Origin of the sequence: Paenibacillus sp. A14, from assembly GCF_036864815.1 — a bacterium.
GTDB classification, from domain to species: Bacteria; Bacillota; Bacilli; order Paenibacillales; family Paenibacillaceae; genus Fontibacillus; species Fontibacillus sanfengchensis.
The window spans coordinates 404,874-423,293 of record NZ_JBAGJD010000005.1; the positions used below are offsets into that span (position 1 = coordinate 404,874).

Below are 18,420 nucleotides of genomic sequence, written 5' to 3' on the forward strand. Positions count from 1 at the left end.
CCGTTATTTGTGGGAGATCGGGGGCGTGGAATGAATTAGCTGGAAAAACTCCCGCTAATTTACGGCGGGAAGACGAGTTTAGGCGGCGAGACTCGAATTAGCGGGAGAAATTCCAGCTAAATGGAGGTGAAGGGAGCAAAACTGGTGAATTATCGGGAGGAACTCCCGTTAATTGATCAGCCCTTCCTCCATTTTGTGCGCGGCTTTGTTGGCCATGTACACCTGCAGGCGCGTCAAATCCCGCGCGAGTTCCTGCTGGGTAAGGGTGAATCCGTATTTGTAAAAATCATAATGCGAAACGAGTCCGTTGTTGAAGCGGGCTTCCATGTGGGTATAATCCTGGTTCGCCTCGGCCAGGTCCTTCTCGGCGGTCTGATAAGCCCGGTAGGCGGTATCGGCGTCGCTGTAGGTTTTGCTGATTTTTTTGCTGAGCTCGACGCGGGTTTGCTCCGCCTGCTGCTCCGAAATTCGCGTCATCGTGTTCAGGTAATCCTCCTGATGATCGTTGGCGGCATCGGTGCCGTACTCTTCATTCTTCGCCTGGACGATGGCGTTCCACTGTTTTTTCATATCATAGGAATTCTCCAATAACGCCTCGGTATCCTTACGGGTGACGGGTTGAGGGGTATATTCGATATCCTCCAGCGCAATCTCCGGGTCGTAGACAATCCCCAGATCGAAGCACATTTGAATCAGGGCAAGCTGGTAGTTTGCCCTCAAGGACTCCAACTGCTCTTCCTGGTCGCTGATGGCCCGCTGCGCGTTCATGACGGTTTCCGAGCTGGCCAGTCCTTCTTCCTGCAACACGGAGGCCTTATGCTCATCGCGCTTGAGCAGCTCAAGATATTGCTCCGCCAGCTCGATTTGCTTGTCCAGGGACAGGAGCTGGACATATTGGGAGGTGATTTGCAGCTCCGCTCCGTCCTTGGCCATCTCCAGATCGAGAAGGGTGTTGGATTGCTCCGTATTCAACTTCTCCAAGCCTTGCTCCAGCTGTTCGCGTTGGCTCTGGAGCTGTTTGTTCAGGGCGGAAGCGATGCCGCCTACCCCGTTCATGACTTGGTTGACCACGGTGTTGGTTTCGATCACGGGCCCCAGCCATAATGGCGGTTCAGTTGGCATTTGGTCCGGCGGGAAGTACTTTTTCGTGATTTCGTCCGGGTTAGTCGGCAATGAATAGCTCCCCGAGCCCGTATCCATCTTCGCCTTATCCAGCTCTTTCTTCTGGTCTTTTAAATTGCTCTCATTTTGCTTTAACGCGGTCAGCTTCATGTTCAACAGCGACAAATTATAAGAATTGTCGATAGCACGCTTGATGATCGTATCGAGATCCCAATGCTTGATCGAGACCAGGTTCCCCGAATCGACAAATGACGTTTTCAGCTTCTCTCCCGTCTCCGCGTGGTGACCCGTTTGGGTCGTATCGCCGTCGGCGGCCATCGCGGAAACGGGGCCGGCGGTCAGCAGAGCAAGCGACAGGACCAGTGCGGCAGCTTCCTTTTTCATCAAAAATTCCCTCCCCATACTTCTTTCATTTTCCCATGCTAACACATCGATATTCCGAAAATCAATGGCAGGGTCGTCGCTTGACAACCTTGTTCCGACTGGGTTACTTTGGAGTTAAAAAAATAACCGGGGAGTTAGACGGAGGAGGAGAATAACCTGATGAAAGGACGCTGGGCATATCTTTTTGCGGCAGCTTTATTAACGCTGTCCATCACCGCATGTTCCTCGGGAACGGGCGGAGAGAAAGCGGCGGCGGAAAGCGACAAGGTAAGCGATTCGGTTGCGGTAAAAACCATCAAAGTCAAGAAGGAACCTTTGAATACAGTATATGATTTGTCGGGCACGCTTCAGTCCGATGATTCCGCGACGGTCTCATTCCAGGCTGGAGGCGAGGTCAAGAAAACGCGGGTTGAAGTCGGGGACACGGTCAAGGCGGGGGACGTGCTGGCGGAGCTTGACACGGAGCTGGCACAAATCCAATTGACCCAGGCCAAGAGCGGGGTGGCGCAGGCCGAGGGGCAGTTGAATGCGGCCAAAGCGGGGATCGCTTCCGCGGAAGCCCAGATTCAGGCCGCCAAGGCCAATCTCGCCGCGGTGGAAAAAGGCGCCAGCCAGCAGCAACTGGCTCAAGCGCAGAACGGCGTAAAGCAAGCCGAGGAAGCCTACAACAAAGTAAAGGCCGACGCGGAGCGGTACAGTAAACTTTACGCGGAAGGTCTGATTTCGCTGGACGACCATGAGAAATCCCAGGTTCAGCTGAAAAATGCGGAAATTACGCTGGATAACGCAAAGCAAGCTTTGTCGGAGGCCACCGAAGGCGCGACGGATGAGCAGGTACAGGCGGCGAAATCGACGGTAGATCAGGCGCAGGCCGGGAGGGGGTCGGCTTTGGCGGCGGAAGCGCAAGCGCAGGCCGGTTACAAGAACGCCTTGTCGGCCCAAGCCCAGGCGGAACTGGCCCTGTCGAAAACGAAGCTGACCGCTCCGATTTCCGGCACGGTGCTGGAGAAAAACGTGTTCGTCGGCCAAACGGCCGGAGCCGGTTCGCCGGCCTTCGTCATCGGTTCGACGCAGGCGCTTAAGGTAATGCTCCCGGTTCCCGACGATCGGATCGGCGATTGGAAGGTCGGGCAGAAGGTCGACCTGGAGCAATCCGGCAAAACCCGGACGGGCTCGGTCATTCGGATCTATCCCCAGACGAATGCGGGGACAGGCACGATTTCCGTGGAGGTGAGCGTGCCGAACCCGGAGAAGGACTGGTTCCCGGGGCAAGTCGTGAAGGCCGGACGTCAGTCCGCCGGGAAACAGGGGATTCTGGTTCCGGCCGGGGCGGTCATCAGCAACGGCCAGGAGCCCTATGTGTTCCGCGCCATGGACGGCAAGGCGGTGAAGACGCCGGTGGAGCTGGGCGGTGAAATCAGCAACAACCGGTTTCACATCACCGCCGGTCTGAAGGAAGGCGATGTGATTGTCAGGGCGGGAGCCGACGGGCTGTTTGACGGCGATGCCATCGCGGCTTCGGAGGACGTGACCCCATGATCGAATTTTTCGTCAAAAAACGCAAAATCACGCTGCTCTTTTTCACCATGCTGATTGTGTTCGGCGTCTACAGCTTTACGGGGCTGGCCAGACAGGATATGCCCGACGCCGTGGTCAAAACGGCGCTCGTGACCACGGTATACCCTGGGGCCTCCCCGGAAAAAGTGGAGCAATCCGTGACCAAAGTGCTGGAGCAGGCCATTAAGGGAGTGGAGACCGTCGATACGGTCATATCGACCTCGGGCAACGGTTATTCCAGTATTACGGTTCAGGCCTATGCCGACGCGGACGCCGAGAAGACCTGGGATCAGTTGCGCAAAAACGTGCAGGACGCCGCGGCGGATTTGCCCGCCGAGGCGCTTCAGCCGGTCGTCAATGACGATTTGGCATCGGCGTTCGTCGGCTCGTACGTCATTTACGCCAACACCCGGGAGGAGCTTTATGCCCTCAACGATACGATGATTCAATGGCGCGACCAGCTTCGCACGGTGCAGGGGGTAGCCGGGGTTGAACTCGGCGGCCTTCCGGACCGGGAAGTACGGATGCAAATCGATATGCAGAAATTGCAGCAGTACGGCATTCCGTGGGAAAAGGTCGTTCAATCCGTTCAGGCCATGAACGAGCGGGTGCCTTTGGGGGATCTGGATTTCGACAGCCGGAATTATCAACTCCTGGTGGGTAGTATCGAGGAAGTCGACGAGCTGAACGATGTGCTGATTATGCGCACGCAGAGCGGATTTCCGGTCTATCTGAAGGATGTCGGCGAAGTGGCGGTGACCCAGGCGGAAGCGGACTATTTGCCTTATTACAACGGAAAGCCCGCCCTTTTGATCAATGTGAACGCGCAGACGGGCTCGGACGTGCCTTCCATGGATAAGGCCATCACGGCCAAGTTAGATGAATTAACCAAGGATTTGCCGAAACATGTGACGTTTACCAACGCCTTTGCTCAGCTGGAAGTCGTTAACGAGATGTTCAGCCACTTGTCCCGGGAGATGCTGATCGCGATTATCGCGGTTATTATCGTTTGTACGCTGGGTCTAAACTTGCTGACATCGGCCTTCGTGGCGCTGGCGATTCCGATCTCCATCGCGCTCGGTCTGATCGTTCTGCCGATCACCGGCGTTTCGCTGAACGAGATTTCCATCGTGGGCCTGATCATCGTGCTCGGGATTCTGGTCGACGACGCCGTCGTCGTCAACGACAATATCGAGCGCAGGCTGAGCGACTTGGGGGAAAGCCCGGCGATCGCTTCCGTCAAAGGCGCAAAGGAAGTCGCCGTTTCCATTTTGACGGCCACACTGTCGACGATCTTCGCCTTCGCGCCGCTGCTGTTTCTGACCGGCGACATCGGTTCTTTTATCAAGCCGATCCCGATCGTCATCTCCAGCTCGATGCTGGCTTCCATGTTGATGTCGCTCACGATTATTCCGATTTTCCGGGAATGGCACGAGCAGCGGAGAAGCAAGAAGAACAGGAACGGGGGCGAGCCTAAGCCGCCCGGCCTGCTCGGCAGGCAGATTCAATCCATGACCCGGGCGTACTCCGGGAAGCTGATCCCGAAGGTGCTGCAAAGACCGCTGCTCACGGCGTTGGCCGGCCTTTTGATCGGCACCGCGTCGTTCGGTTTTGCGCTGCTCACCCCGGTGGACCTGTTCCCCGAGGCCGAGGATCCGAACGTAAACATCAATGTGGAGCTGCCTGTCGGCACCTCCTTCCAGGAAACCGAACGCACCGTTTCCAGCATCGCGGAGTGGGTCCGCAAACAGCCGGAAGCGGAGCTGGTCAGTTACGCCGCGGGAGGCAAGGCGCCGCAGCTGTTCTCCGATATCACCAACATGGTAAGCTCGTCGCCGACTGTCGGCCAAATTGCCGTCGTGGGCAAGGAAGGCGAGTTCGATTTGAAGGAGACGGTGGATACGTGGCAGAAGACATTGGAGAAGCAGTATCCGGCGGCGAAGATTTCCCTGAACATCCCGAGAATGGGGATACCGGTCGGCGCGGCCGTCTCGATCCGGATCGCCGGAGAGGATCTGGATGAGCTGCAGTCCTTGTCCCAGCAGGTAAAAGAGAAGATCGCCAAAGTGGAAGGAACCACGGGAATCAAGGACAACTTTGGAAACCAGAGCTATACCCTGGAGTTCGAGGTCGACAAGGAAGCGATGAACCAGCACCTCGTGGACTACAAGACACTGACCCAGACGCTGCGCCTGATGGGGGACGGGCTGGATATCGGCGACTTTGACACGGGCGAACAGATCATTGATGTTAACCTCTATATGAAAAATAACAACGGCGACCCCAGCGATTTGTTCCAGCAGATGAATATAACGAACGCGCAGGGGATGCAAGTGCCACTGTCGCAAATTGCGGAATTGAAGCCTTCCTTCGCCATCCAGAAAATTCAGCACTACAATCTGGTGCGGACCGTAACGGTCGAGGCGGATGCGAAGGGAAAAACGGCGACCGAGCTGAACACCGAAATCCGCGCCATGCTGGCGGATATGCCATTCCCGGACGGCTATACCTGGGAGCTTGGCGGGGAAACCTCCGACCAGTCGGAAATCTTTGCCGATTTGGGCAGCCTGTTTATTATCGTCGTCTTCCTGATTCTGCTCCTGATTACAGTGCAATTCTATTCGTTGTCGGCACCGGTTATCATTATGACGACGGTCTATCTGGCCGCCGCGGGCGGGGTGATCGGGATCTTCATATCCGGTTCCTCAATCGGCTTCATGAGCATCATGGGCATCATCTCCCTGGCCGGTATCGTCGTACGGAACGGCATTGTCCTGATCGAGTTCATCGAGGAAGCCCGCCGGGAGGGCGTGGAATTGAAGGAGGCCATCATCGAGGCCACCGCCGCCCGGTTCCGGCCGATTCTGCTCACGTCGCTGACCGCGATCATCGGGATGCTGCCGCTGGCCATTTCGGGAAGCATCCTGTTCCGGCCTATGGCATACACGATTATTTTCGGGCTGATGTTCTCGACGATCTTAACCCTGGTCGTTGTTCCTTCGCTTTATATGGTTGTAGCGCTCTACAAAATCAAGCGCCAGGAGCGTAAAGCGAACAAGTCCGGCGTTAAACCCGGCACCGATGTGCCGCAGAACCCGCTTTCCATGTAGATCCATCTTCCATGAACGGACCGGGAGTTCTTCCCGGTTCGGCCTTTTTGGCGGAAATCCAAATTGAAAGGACCAGGTACTGTGGACAAGAAAACCCTAATCATTCAGACAGCGATTAGGCTATTTGCGGAGAAAGGATATGCTTTTACGACGGTGGACGAAATCGCGAAGGCTTGCGGGATGACCAAACCGTCCCTTTACAAGTATTTTCCCGGAAAAGAGGATCTGCTGCTGGCCGCGATGGCGATGCTCTCCGAGGAACTCGAAGGTAAGGTTCACCAGCTGTACCGAAAAGCCGGCTTGTCGAAAAACGACCGGATTATCAAGCTGATCGTGATTTTTCTGGAGTATATTTTTAACCACCGGACCTACATGGTATTGTTTGTCGAGCCGCTGATTCCGCTTTATGAAAATGAAGATATCCAGAACGCCTTTATGGTCATTGAACGCAAACTGTTTATGTGGTTCCAGGACAGTATCCTCGATTTGTACGGGAAAGAGGTCGAGGATTATGCGACGGATGTGACCTTTATCGCCAGCAGTTTGCTGCTGGATTACATTCGGGTGGTTGGCCCGAACCTTTCCCGTGAGCACTGCTACAGGTTGGCAACCTATGTGGAAAACGTGATTGGCGTCCTGGTCGAGGGGTGGAAAATCCGCAAGCCCGAAATGCCGCTTTTGTTCGAAACCCCTTCCTGGGTGATGAACTGCCGCTCAGAGGAGATGACCCCGGTGCTGCGTTTCCGTCAACTGCAGAAATCGTTCCACCAGATGGAACTCATAGTGAAGAATCACGATTCGCTGAACGAAACGGAAAAGGAAGATTATCTGGAAGCGATCGCAAAGATGAGAACGGAGTTGAACGACTCCTTGACGGAGAGCGTGGTATTCAAGGCACTGCTGATTTACCTCGAACAACTGGAAGACCTGCGCGAAGAATGCGCCAAGCTGCGGGCCTTTTTGTTCGAGCCGGATGGGCAGCCGCTTTGAGAAGCAAAAAGCAAGTCCCTTTAACGCCGTGCAAGGCGAAAGGAGACTTGCTTTTTGGCGTTTTGATCTTCTGCGCGGACGAGAGTCACTGGGTTTTGGATTTGTTGTAAATATCGAAGGCGACCGCCAGCAGCAGCACCAATCCCTTGATTCCTTGCTGCCAGTCCACGCCGAGACCGATGAGGGACATCCCGTTGTTCATGACCCCCATGACCAGTCCTCCGATAATCGCGCCATAGACGGTGCCGATCCCGCCGGTGGCCGAGGCGCCGCCGATGAAGCAGGCGGCTATGGCGTCGAGTTCGAAGTTCGTGCCGGCCTTCGGCGTCGCGGAATTCAGCCGGGCCGCAAAGATGAGGCCGGATAGGGCGGCCAAGGCTCCCATGTTCACGAACACCCAGAACGTGACCTTTTTCGTTTTAACGCCGGACAACTTGGCGGCCTTCTCATTGCCGCCGAGCGCATAAATGTGGCGTCCGGCGATCATCCGGTTCATCAGGAAGGAATAGATCACGATCAAGAAGAACAGGATGACGAGAATATTGGGAATCCCATGATACGTGGCCAGCACGTAGGTAAACAGGTTAAGCACGACGACGAGCGCCGCCAGTTTGAGGCCGAAGATCCACAAAGCCTGCACCTCGAACCGGTACTTGATCCGGGTCCGCCGCTCCCGGTACTCCTGCCAGACGACGAGCAGGGAGAGGAGGATGCCCAGCACCAGGGTCAGTACGTGAAGGGAGCCGCCCCCGAGCCAGTCGGGCAGAAAACCGGAGCTGATTTTTTGAAAAGACTTCGGAAACGGCGCAATCGACTGGCCGCCCAGCACGATCATCGTCAAGCCCCGGAAGAGCAGCATCCCGGCCAAGGTGACGATAAACGCCGGGATATTCACATAAGCGACCCAAAAGCCCTGCCAGGCGCCGATCAGCGCGCCGATCAGCAGCGAGAGAATCACCGCGACGAAAGGATGGAGTTGCATATCGACCATCATAATGGCGGCCAGGGCGCCGATAAAGGCGGCGACGGAGCCGACCGACAAGTCGATATGCCCGGTAATGATCACCAGCACCATCCCGATGGCCAGGATAAGGATATAGCTGTTCTGCAAGATCAGGTTGGTGATGTTCAGCGGCTTCAGCAAAATCCCATCCGTCAAAATTTGAAATAATACCGTAATGAAGACCAGCGCGATAATCATGCCGTATTGCCGGATATTTTTTCTAAAAAGTTCGCCGATCGCTTGCATTCCGGTTACCCCCTTCCCCGTGTCATCAGTTTCATCAGCACCTCTTGCGAGGCTTCTTCGCGCTTGACTTCGCCCGTAATCCGGCCCTCGCTCATCACGTAGATTCGGTCGCACATCCCGAGAATTTCCGGCAGTTCGGACGAAATGAACAGAATGCCTTTGCCTTCATCCGCCAGTTGATGGATGATCGAGTAAATCTCATACTTGGCGCCGACATCGATGCCGCGTGTCGGTTCATCGAGGATCAGCACTTCCGGTTCCGTAAAAATCCATTTGCTCAGCACGACCTTTTGCTGATTTCCGCCGCTGAGATGGCCGGTTTTCTGCCAGATGCCCGGCGTCTTGATGTTCAGCCTGCGCCGGTAGTCCTCGGCGACAAGCACTTCTTCCTTCTCGTTAAGGATGCCGAACCGCGAAAGTTTGCCAAGGTTGGACAGTGTAATGTTCCGCTTGATATCGTCGATCAGCACGAGCCCGTATTGTTTGCGGTCCTCGGTCACATAAGCGAGGCGGTGGCGGATGGCCGTGGCGATATCGGTCAAATGAACCTCTTTGCCGTGCAGGAAGATCTGCCCGCGCACATACCTGCCGTAGGAGCGGCCGAACAGGCTCATCGCCAACTCGGTCCGCCCGGCGCCCATCAGCCCGGCGATGCCTACGATTTCACCGCGGCGGATATGCAGGTGGATATCGTCCAGGATCTTGCGGTCCGCTTGCTGGTGGTGTCTGACTTCCCAGCCTTTCACCTCGAAAATCGTCTCCCTGTCCCGCTTGGACGTCCGCTCGGGATAGCGCTGTGTCAGATCGCGGCCGACCATGCCTTTGATAATCAGGTCCTCCGTAACCGGCTCCTCTTCCATGCGCAGCGTTTGGATCGTTTGGCCGTCGCGGAGAATCGTGATAGCGTCAGCCACTTTTTCGATTTCATTCAGCTTATGGGAGATGAGGATCGAAGCGATCCCTTGATGCTTCAGCTCGACGATCAGCCTAAGCAGGTTTTCGCTGTCGGCCTCGTTCAGCGCGGCCGTCGGTTCGTCCAAAATCAGCAGTTTTACCTTTTTGGACAGCGCCTTGGCGATTTCCACCAACTGCTGCTTGCCCACGCCAAGCTGAAGCACCGGAGCGACCGGAGACTCCCGGAGGCCGACGCGCTCAAGCAGCTCCCTGGTCCGTACCGTCGTTTCGTGCCAGTTGATGATGCCTCTATTAGCCTGTTCGTTGCCGAGAAAGATGTTCTCCGCGATGGACAGGTAAGGAATCAGAGCAAGCTCCTGGTGGATAATCACGATACCGAGGCTCTCGCTCTGCTTGATATCTTTGAATTCGCAGACTTGGCCTTTGAAAATAATGTCCCCCTCATAGGTGCCGTAAGGGTATACACCGCTGAGCACCTTCATCAGCGTAGATTTGCCGGCTCCGTTCTCCCCGCAGAGCGCGTGGATTTCGCCTTCCCGAACCTGCAAATGGACTTGGGACAGCGCTTTGACGCCGGGAAAGGTCTTGGTGATGCCTCTCATCTCCAAAATATGCTGGCTCATCGGTCGTCACCCCGCCTCAAAGGCCAAGCTCTTCGTTGGTGTAATAGCCGCTCTCGACCAGAACACTTTTCACGTTGTCTTTATCCACCGATTTGGGTTCCAGGAGGTAGGAGGGCACCACTTTAGCTCCGTTATCGTAGGTTTCGGTATCGTTAACCTCGGCCTCCGTACCCTCAAGGATGCTTTGCGCCATGGCGACGGCCTTTTTCGCCAGCTCCCGCGTGTCCTTGAATACGGTTTGCGTCTGCTCCCCGGCCAGGATCGACTTGATGGAAGCCAATTCGGCGTCCTGGCCGGTAACGATGGGCAGCGGCTTGTCGCCCGATCCGTAACCGACGCCTTTTAGGGAGGACAGGATGCCGATGCTGATCCCGTCATAAGGCGAAAGGACGGCGTCCACGTTTTCTGTCGCATAGTGGGCGCTCAGCAGGTTATCCATCCGCGACTGAGCGGTAGCCCCATCCCAGCGGAGCGTGGCCACCTGTTCCATTTTCGTCTGACCGCTGCGGACGACGAGCTTTCCGGAATCGAGGTAAGGCTGAAGTACGGACATGGCTCCGTCAAAGAAAAAATAGGCGTTGTTGTCGTCCGGCGATCCGCCGAACAGCTCGATGTTAAACGGGCCCTTCCCCTCTTTAAGCCCGAGTTTTTCCTCAATATAAGAGGCCTGCTGAACGCCGACCTTAAAGTTATCGAACGTGGCGTAATAGTCCACATGCTCGCTGTTCATGATCAGGCGGTCGTAGGCGATGACCTTGATCCCTTCATCATGGGCTTTCTGCAGCACATCGGTCAGCGCCGCTCCGTCAATGGAGGCGATGACGAGGATTTTGACGCCCTTGGTGATCATATTTTCGATCTGCGAAACCTGGTTTTCCACCACATCCTCGCCATACTGCAAGTCCGTCCCGTAGCCCAGCTTCTCAAATTCCTTGACCATGTTGTTTCCGTCATTGACCCAGCGCTCCGAGGATTTCGTCGGCATGGCGATGCCGACCGTCCCCTTTTCCCCGCCGGAGCCGCCGCTTGATCCGGAGCTCCCACCGGGCCCGCTTTCCGTTTTGCCTCCCGCCCCGCCGCAGGCGGTCAATAAGGCCAGCAAGGCGCAGGCCAGAAGCAGAGACGTCCATTTTTTCATCATTCGATCTCCCCCTCGATAGAATTGGATGGAATTTTCACAACCGCTATGAATGCGTTTGCAATTTACAAGACTGAGTATAGCAATGAGGGAGAAACACGTATTTATACGGAATTTACTCTTTTTATAAAAAATTAACTTTTCTCGCCCTTCCGGAATTGCAGCGGCGAAACGCCCGTCGTCCGCTTGAACGCTGTGCTGAAATAATGCTGGGTTTCATAGCCGACCCGCTCGGCGATTTCATGGATCGCCAGTTCCGTGGCGTGGAGCAGCTGAATGGCTTTGCGCATCCGCAGCCGGGTCAAATAGCCGTTGAAGGATACGCCGAGTTCCTGTTTGATCAGACGGCTTAAATAAACCGGGGAGGTATGCAGTTCCGCGGCGATCCGCTCCAGCGTCAAACCACGATCGGCATAATGGTCGTGGATATAGTATTTGGCCCGCCGCACCAGCGGTGAGAGCGGGGCTTCCTTCAACACGGCGCTTTTGCATTTCCGGTAAATCGCCGGAATCTCCGTCAGGTCTCCGCCGCCTTCCATGACCTCCAGATCGACGGCGATCTTCAGAAAGGTGCGCGCCGCAGGCTCGATCCGGCGGAAGGCGGCTTCGGCTGGAGCGGAAGCATCCCACAGCAGGATGACCACAAACCCGAAGGGGTCGCGATAAATGGCTCTCGGGTAAGGGGTGAGCAGTTCGGCGGCGATATTTTCCACGGCGTAGAGATAAAGCTGCCGCTCCTGCTCCTTCAAGGCCGGCTGAGGCAGTATCGCTTCCCGCAGCCGGATCACGCCAAGCAGGGCGGGGGGGAGGACGGGAAGGTTCAGAAACTCCAAATGCTCCGCAATTTCATCCGCGTCCATATGGCCGCCCATCCATTCCTGGCAGAACCGCTCCCGCAGGAGCGGGTAGTTTCGGGAAAACTGCCGGGAAGCCGTTTCCAGTTGCTGCTGCCGGTCGGCTTCCTGCTCCAGTTCCCCGCGGACCTGACGCAGCACGCGTTCCAGTTGGGCCGGATTGGCTGGCTTGAGGATATAGTCCTTGACCTGGAGGCGGATGGCCTTCTGGGCGTAAGCAAATTCATCATGCCCGGTAATAATGATGATTTTGCAGGCAGGGAGCTGTTCTCTTAACTTCTCCATTAAACCGATGCCGTCCAGAATCGGCATGTTCAGATCGACGAGCACGATCTGCACGCCATGCCGCAGCGCCAGTTCGAGCGCTTCTTCGCCATCCTCGGCCTCCGCGACGACCCGCATCCCGAGTTCCGACCAGCGGACGCTTTCCCGGATGCCTTCGCGGATAATGGCTTCGTCGTCGGCGATCAGCACCTTGCAGTCGGGGAGCGCGGTCCCCGGATTGTTATTCGCCATCTTCGCCAGCTCCTTTCGCTAGTAGGGGTTCCGTTAGGATAGGGTGCGTTACTGTAACAGTCGTACCTTCGCCTTCCTCGCTCTCGACCGAGATTCCGTAGGGGTTCCCAAAGGTCAGGGCGATTCGGGCCTGCACATTGAGCATGCCATAGCCATTTCCCCCGCCGGGGCCAGGTTCGGAGGCAGCCCCCGCCGGTTCGGCCGTTCCGGCAGCGGCCAATGAGCGGCGGAGCGCAAGCAGCCGTTCGGCCGTCATGCCTTTTCCGTCATCCCGGACGGTGAGCTCAAGCCCGCCGTTTCGCACGCTCCCCCGAATTTCCACCCTGCCCGGTCCGCGCCGTTCCTTAATGCCGTGGTAGATGGCATTTTCGACGATCGGCTGGAGAATCAGTTTCAACACATAGGCTCCTTGCACACGGGGATCGATGTCGATGGAATAGCTGAGCTTGTTTTGGTAACGCACCTGCTGAATCTGCAAATAGCTGCGGATATGCTCGATCTCATCGTTCAGCGGAATGATGTCGTTCCCTTTGCTGAGACCGATCCGGAACAGCTTGGACAGGGACTCGGCCAATTGCGCGATATCTTCGGCTCCTTTGCGCCGGGCCATCCAGTGAATCGTATCTAGCGTATTGTATAGAAAATGCGGCTTGATATGAGCTTGCAGGCTGCGCAGTTCCGCCTCCCGCTTTTGCCTCTCCTGCCGCTCCGTCAGCTTGATCAGGCGGTTGATCTGCTGCAGCATCGCGTTGAACTTCCGGCCCAGCAGCCCGATTTCATCGGAGCGGTTGCCCCAGTGGCGGACGGTCAGGTCGCCGGCCTGGGCTTTTTGCATAAAGGACATCAGCTGTCCGATCGGTCTGGACAGGGAATAGGCCAAATAGAAGGAGGCGGTCATCCCGAGCAGACAGACGAAGAAAACGAAGCTGACGATCGAAAAACGGATTTCCCGCGTCTCCGCGGCGGATTCTTTGAGTGAAAAAACACCGACCGTCGTCCATCCCGTGAAAGCGGACTCCCGATAAATAAACTGCAGCTTGCGCCCGTTCACCTCATGGGTGGACGTACCGGCTCCGGATTGGCTTTTGAGCCACGAAAGCGGAATTTTCCCGACATAGGGCTCCGGCGGCGCATAGATCATCTCGCCGCCGGGATCCAGCACCGTCAGGTAGCCGGTTTTGCCCAGTCGTACATCCTGCGCCGTCTCGGCGATAACCCGCAGCTTAAGATCGATGAGCACGACGCCCAGCGTCTCCCCGGTGTCGGGGTCCAGGATGGCCCGAACCACCGAGACGACCTCGCTGTCCTTGTAACTGGCATGCGTGGTTACGTTGCGCCCGGAAGGGTGGCCTACAATTTTGAAGATGCCTTTGTTCCGGACGGCTTCCAAATACCAATCCTCCCTCGTGAGGCTTTCGTTCGGATAGCGGGCATACATTTCGTTGCTGAGATAAGCTCCGCGGCGGTTGACGATCAGAATTCCGGCGACCTCGGAGTGCAGGGTGGTAAAGCCCTGCAAAAATTTACGGATCGCATATGCTGCCGGTTCGGCGCCGCTATCGGGCGGTGGGTTACCGGTGACGGCGCGGGCTTCGGTCCCGGCGGTCTCTTTTTTCAAGAAGTGCTGGATGTCTGGATTAAAAGAGATGAAATAGGTGATGCTCTGCAAATTTTCGACATAGGCTTCCAGAGATTGATTGACCTTCCCGATCACCTGCAGCGTATTCTCCGTTATCCGGCGCTCGATGACGCGGTCCGCCGACCAGTTAACGAGAAAGCCAAGACCGATCGAAGGGAGAATGCTGATCAGCAGAAAATGAAGGATCAGTTTATAGCGGATCGGCATATTGTTCATGGACATGCGCGCCAGTCCTGTAATCCGTTTATTTGGCATAGTAATCATCGACATTCCTCCGCGTCACTACCGTAATGCCGGTGTCGGTTCTCCGGGGAACGGAAGAGCCGGGATTTTGCGCCGCGGGAGGGTCATGCTTTAAGGAAAAAAGATACTGGAGCGACCAGTACCCCATATTCCAGGTACCCTGCGCCATCGTGGCCGCAATATCCCCGCTCTTGACCAGATCGAGCGTCCCTTTGTCGGTATCGAAGCCGAGTATTTTCGGCCCCGGCTTTCCCCGCTTCAGGTGCTCCCGAACGGCTTCCGCAACGCCGATCCCCCCGTTGGCTTCCGTGGTGAAAATCCCGGCAATCCCGGGATCGTCGGACAAAATTTCCTCCGCGGCTTGTCTGGAGAGGAGCGGATCGCCCTTGCCGTTCTTGACGGCCTCCACTTTCATCCCGGGAAACTCCCGGGAGATCGTGTCGGCGAATCCCTGGGTGCGTTCCTCATGGTTCTGCTGGCCGGGAAGCGTCACGATCGCGACCCGCCCCTGTCCCCCCGTAAGCTCGGCCATCTGCCGGGCCGCCATGACCCCGGCGCTGTAGTTATCCGTGCCGAGGAAGGAATACGCTTTGCTGCCGGGAGCGTCCGAGTCGAACAGAACGACCGGGATGCCGGCCTCCATGGCCTTATCAATCGTGGCGTTCAGCTCCAGCGGGTGAATGGCGGAAATGGCGATCCCCGCCGGCTTTTTGGCGATCGCCTGCTCAAGGACCGTAATCTGCTCATTCACGTCCCGCTGGGTGGCTCCCCGGTATTCAACGGAAACCTGAAGCGCGGAGGCGGCATCCTCAAATCCTTTCAGACTGCTTTTCCAATAATCGATGCCCATCTGAAACGTGACCATGATGTATTTTTCACCGATTTCGCCCCGAAGTCCGCCCGCCTGCCAGGACGCCTCAAGGTGGCTCTTGCTGCGGTAATCCGCCGCGTAAAGCAAAAAACATCCGATAAGCAGCACATAAATCAAACCAAGCTTTTTCATTTTGCAACCCCTTTCATCAATGTGGATAGGATGCCGCACGGGAGGGTTCCCGCCATTCCCAGCCATATCATACAGGGTTTTGCCGGGGAAACCCATCCCCTGATAAAATAGGGACAAAACGATCCAAGAAGAAAAGGAGGGGCCCCATGGAACGCGGCAGTCTGTATCGAACGGGCTTGATGGACGGAGAATTCCAACCGGAGTTTACGGCCTACTACTTTAAGCAGTGGGAAGAATGGGATATGTCGTTTCACCGCCACGACTCGACGGAGATCATGTATATTCTCTCGGGGGTATGCCGGGTCGAGGTTCGGGTGCCGGAACGCCCAAGCTCTGTGGGGATGCAGCTCAAAAAGGGCGAATTCATCCTGCTTGACGCAGGCGTCCCCCACCGGCTGATCGTCGAGGGGCACTCTCCCTGCCGGATACTGAACATCGAATTCCGGTTCGCCCCATGCAGCGGGCGGTTCCCTTCCCTTCGCCAGTGCTTGGAAGGGGCGGGCAGGGAAGTCTCGGCCATGCTGACCCGTCCGTTTTATTATCTGCTCCTGCGCGATCCCGAAGAAATCTACCGTACGCTGAAAAGTCTGGTACTGGAGCTCGACCGGCAGCATGCGGACGAAGGACCGTCGCCAATGGTGCGGCTGCTGTTCGCGGAGCTGCTGATTTCCCTGAGTCGTCTTCGCGAAGAGAATGAAAGCGGCAACCATCAGGAGATGAATTATTACGTTAAACAGTGTCTAGGGTACCTGCACGAGAATTACGATCGCGAGATCCGCGTGGAGGATGCGGCGGGGGTGGTTAACCTGCATCCGGGGTATTTGCAGCGAATCTTCAAGCTGCATACGGGCGAAACGCTTATGCAGTACCTGACCCGCTTGCGGATGGATAAAGCGGCCATGCTGCTGCTTCATACCAACATCCCGGTCGCCGACATCGCCGACTATGTGGGGGTGGGGAGCCGGCAGTATTTTCACGCATTGTTTAAAAAGCATATGGGCGCAACTCCGATCGAATACCGGAATTCCCTGCATGCTCAGAAGGTTGCGCCGGATGTGATAAGTGAGGATTTTTGACAGTAAGCCGGCGGATAAGTCAGAATCTTGATAACGCTTGCTTAGATCTCCCTGCTAAAATGGGTGGTGATAAGAGATCCCGGAAGCTGCGGGATCCGGAAGCAGATTTTAAGCTTGGGGAGGTCATGGACATGTCGTTTAAAGTGGCGTTTATTGGGGCAGGGAGCATTGGATTTACAAGAGGATTGCTTCGCGACCTGCTGGCCGTGCCGGAGTTTCGGAATATTGAGGTTGCTTTTACTGACATCAGTGAATCTAATTTGCGAATGGTGACGGAGCTGTGTCAAAGGGATATCCGGGAGAACGGATTGCCGATCACGATCCGGGCTTCGCTGGACCGCCGCGAAGCGTTGAAGAATGCGAAATACGTCATCTGCACCATCCGCGTCGGCGGGCTGGAGGCATTCGCGACGGACGTCGATATTCCGCTGCAATACGGCGTGGATCAATGTGTCGGCGACACCCTTTGTGCCGGAGGCATTATGTACGGGCAGCGGGGGATCGCCGAGATGCTGAACATTTGCCGGGATATCCGGGAAGTGGCCGCGCCGGATGCGCTGCTGCTGAATTACGCCAACCCGATGGCGATGCTGACCTGGGCCTGCAACCAGTACGGCGGCGTGCGGACGGTCGGGCTCTGCCACGGCGTGCAGGGCGGTCACCATCAGATTGCCGAAGCTTTCGGCCTCACCAAGGAAGAAGTCGACATCATTTGCGCGGGGATCAACCATCAGACCTGGTATATCGGGATCAAGCACAACGGGGAGGACTTGACGGGCCAACTCCTGGAGGCGTTTGAGCGGCATCCGGACTTTTCCAGGACGGAGAAGGTGCGGATCGATATGCTCCGCCGGTTCGGTTACTACAGCACGGAATCCAACGGCCATTTGAGCGAGTACGTTCCCTGGTATCGCAAACGGCCGGAGGAGATTAAGGAGTGGATTGATCTCGGCAACTGGATCAACGGCGAGACCGGCGGCTACCTGCGGGTGTGTACGGAAGGGCGCAACTGGTTCGAGACGGATTTCCCGAACTGGATGAAAGAGCCGGCCCTGGCCTACAAGGCGGAGGAGCGGAGCGAGGAGCATGGCTCCTACATTATCGAGGGCCTGGAGACGGGCCGGGTGTACCGCGGCCATTTCAATGTCGTCAACCGCGGCATCATCGCCAATCTGCCGGATGACGCGGTCATTGAAGCGCCGGGCTACGTTGACGGCAACGGCATTTCCATGCCGCATGTCGGCCCCCTGCCGCTCGGCCCGGCCGCGGTGTGCAGCGCCAGCATCTCCGTGCAGCGCCTGGCGGTGGAAGCGGCCGTCCATGGCGACGACCGGCTGCTGCGCCAGGCGTTCATGATGGACCCGCTGGTCGGCGCGGTCTGCAATCCGCCGGAGATTTGGCAGATGGTCGACGACATGCTGATCGCCCAGAAAGCCTGGCTGCCGCAGTACGCGGCGGCGATTGCGGAGGCGAAGCGCCGCCGGGCCGAAGGGAAGCGGCTGCCGACCCGGGAGGGCTATGCGGGAGCGGCCCGCCTGGCGGTCAAGAGCGTAGCGGAGATGATGGAAGACCGCGAAGCGGCGAACAAGAACGCCCGCGAAGCGGACAAAGGCAAGGATCGCGCCTCCGCCGGCGCGAACTAGCACAAAAGGGGCGCCCCCGCCATCCGCTGGCCGGATGGGGGAGGGCGTCCCTTGGTTTTTCGAAGAAATTCCTGCAAATCTGCAGGAACTTTTGGGCATAGAGGCGGATACTTTCAAATTCCTGCAAATCTGCAGGAATTTTCGCCGAAATCTCCCCGGGTCAGATAAGATGCGGAAAATGCCTGCAGATTTGCATCTTTTTAATTGTGAGGCGTCTTAATCTTCCGAAATTCCTGCATTTTCGCATCTTTTTGGCACGGCGGGTACGCATGACACGGAGGGCACGTTCTGGCGAGGGGGCTTGATGAGATAATGGACTTTTGGGGCGCTATTTCGGCCTGATTCGGCTCCGGGGGAA

General features: G+C 56.7%; 12 protein-coding genes. 5 read left to right on the forward strand and 7 right to left on the reverse strand.

Annotation, left to right across the window (positions count from 1 at the left end):
* Positions 1–168: 168 nt before the first annotated feature.
* Positions 169–1,506: a TolC family protein gene (locus V4U88_RS16295; RefSeq protein WP_334074297.1), complete on the reverse strand. Its 1,338-nt coding sequence runs from the start codon at positions 1,504–1,506 to the stop codon at positions 169–171.
* A 159-nt stretch (positions 1,507–1,665) separates the two neighbouring features.
* Between V4U88_RS16295 and V4U88_RS16300 the strand changes: the two genes are divergently transcribed.
* From V4U88_RS16300 to V4U88_RS16310, 3 genes are all read left to right on the forward strand, one after another.
* Positions 1,666–3,045, forward strand: coding sequence for an efflux RND transporter periplasmic adaptor subunit (locus V4U88_RS16300; protein ID WP_334074298.1), 1,380 nt, complete (start codon positions 1,666–1,668; stop codon positions 3,043–3,045).
* Positions 3,042–6,173: an efflux RND transporter permease subunit gene (locus V4U88_RS16305; RefSeq protein ID WP_334074299.1), complete on the forward strand. Its 3,132-nt coding sequence runs from the start codon at positions 3,042–3,044 to the stop codon at positions 6,171–6,173. Before V4U88_RS16300 ends, V4U88_RS16305 begins: the two co-directional genes overlap by 4 nt.
* 81 nt (positions 6,174–6,254) lie before the next feature.
* Positions 6,255–7,163, forward strand: coding sequence for a TetR/AcrR family transcriptional regulator (locus V4U88_RS16310; RefSeq protein ID WP_334074300.1), 909 nt, complete (start codon positions 6,255–6,257; stop codon positions 7,161–7,163).
* 85 nt (positions 7,164–7,248) lie between these two features.
* Here the strand turns inward: V4U88_RS16310 and mmsB are convergent, their stop codons facing one another.
* From mmsB to V4U88_RS16340, 6 genes are all read right to left on the reverse strand, one after another.
* Positions 7,249–8,412, reverse strand: coding sequence for a multiple monosaccharide ABC transporter permease (gene mmsB, locus V4U88_RS16315; protein WP_334074301.1), 1,164 nt, complete (start codon positions 8,410–8,412; stop codon positions 7,249–7,251).
* Positions 8,413–8,417: 5 nt separating this feature from the next.
* On the reverse strand, positions 8,418–9,950 hold the full coding sequence (gene mmsA / locus V4U88_RS16320; RefSeq protein WP_334074302.1) for a multiple monosaccharide ABC transporter ATP-binding protein: 1,533 nt from the start codon (positions 9,948–9,950) through the stop codon (positions 8,418–8,420).
* Positions 9,951–9,966: 16 nt separating this feature from the next.
* Positions 9,967–11,088 carry a multiple monosaccharide ABC transporter substrate-binding protein gene (gene chvE, locus V4U88_RS16325; protein ID WP_334074374.1) on the reverse strand — a complete coding sequence of 374 codons (1,122 nt, stop codon included), beginning with the start codon at positions 11,086–11,088 and terminating at the stop codon, positions 9,967–9,969.
* A 134-nt stretch (positions 11,089–11,222) separates the two neighbouring features.
* Positions 11,223–12,458, reverse strand: coding sequence for a response regulator (locus V4U88_RS16330; protein ID WP_334074303.1), 1,236 nt, complete (start codon positions 12,456–12,458; stop codon positions 11,223–11,225).
* Complete coding sequence (locus tag V4U88_RS16335) at positions 12,448–14,361, reverse strand: cache domain-containing sensor histidine kinase (protein WP_334074304.1); 1,914 nt, start codon at positions 14,359–14,361, stop codon at positions 12,448–12,450. Before V4U88_RS16335 ends, V4U88_RS16330 begins: the two co-directional genes overlap by 11 nt.
* Positions 14,342–15,343, reverse strand: a complete 1,002-nt coding sequence (locus tag V4U88_RS16340; RefSeq protein ID WP_334074305.1) for a substrate-binding domain-containing protein — start codon at positions 15,341–15,343, stop codon at positions 14,342–14,344. Before V4U88_RS16340 ends, V4U88_RS16335 begins: the two co-directional genes overlap by 20 nt.
* 146 nt (positions 15,344–15,489) lie before the next feature.
* Here V4U88_RS16340 and V4U88_RS16345 point away from each other — a divergent pair, with 146 nt between their 5' ends.
* Positions 15,490–16,419 (forward strand): AraC family transcriptional regulator, encoded by a 930-nt coding sequence (locus V4U88_RS16345; RefSeq protein ID WP_334074306.1) that lies wholly within the window; start codon positions 15,490–15,492, stop codon positions 16,417–16,419.
* Between the two features lie 131 nt (positions 16,420–16,550).
* Entirely contained in the window at positions 16,551–18,062 is a 1,512-nt protein-coding gene (locus V4U88_RS16350) for an alpha-glucosidase/alpha-galactosidase (RefSeq protein ID WP_334074307.1), read from the forward strand.
* Positions 18,063–18,420 lie beyond the last annotated feature (358 nt).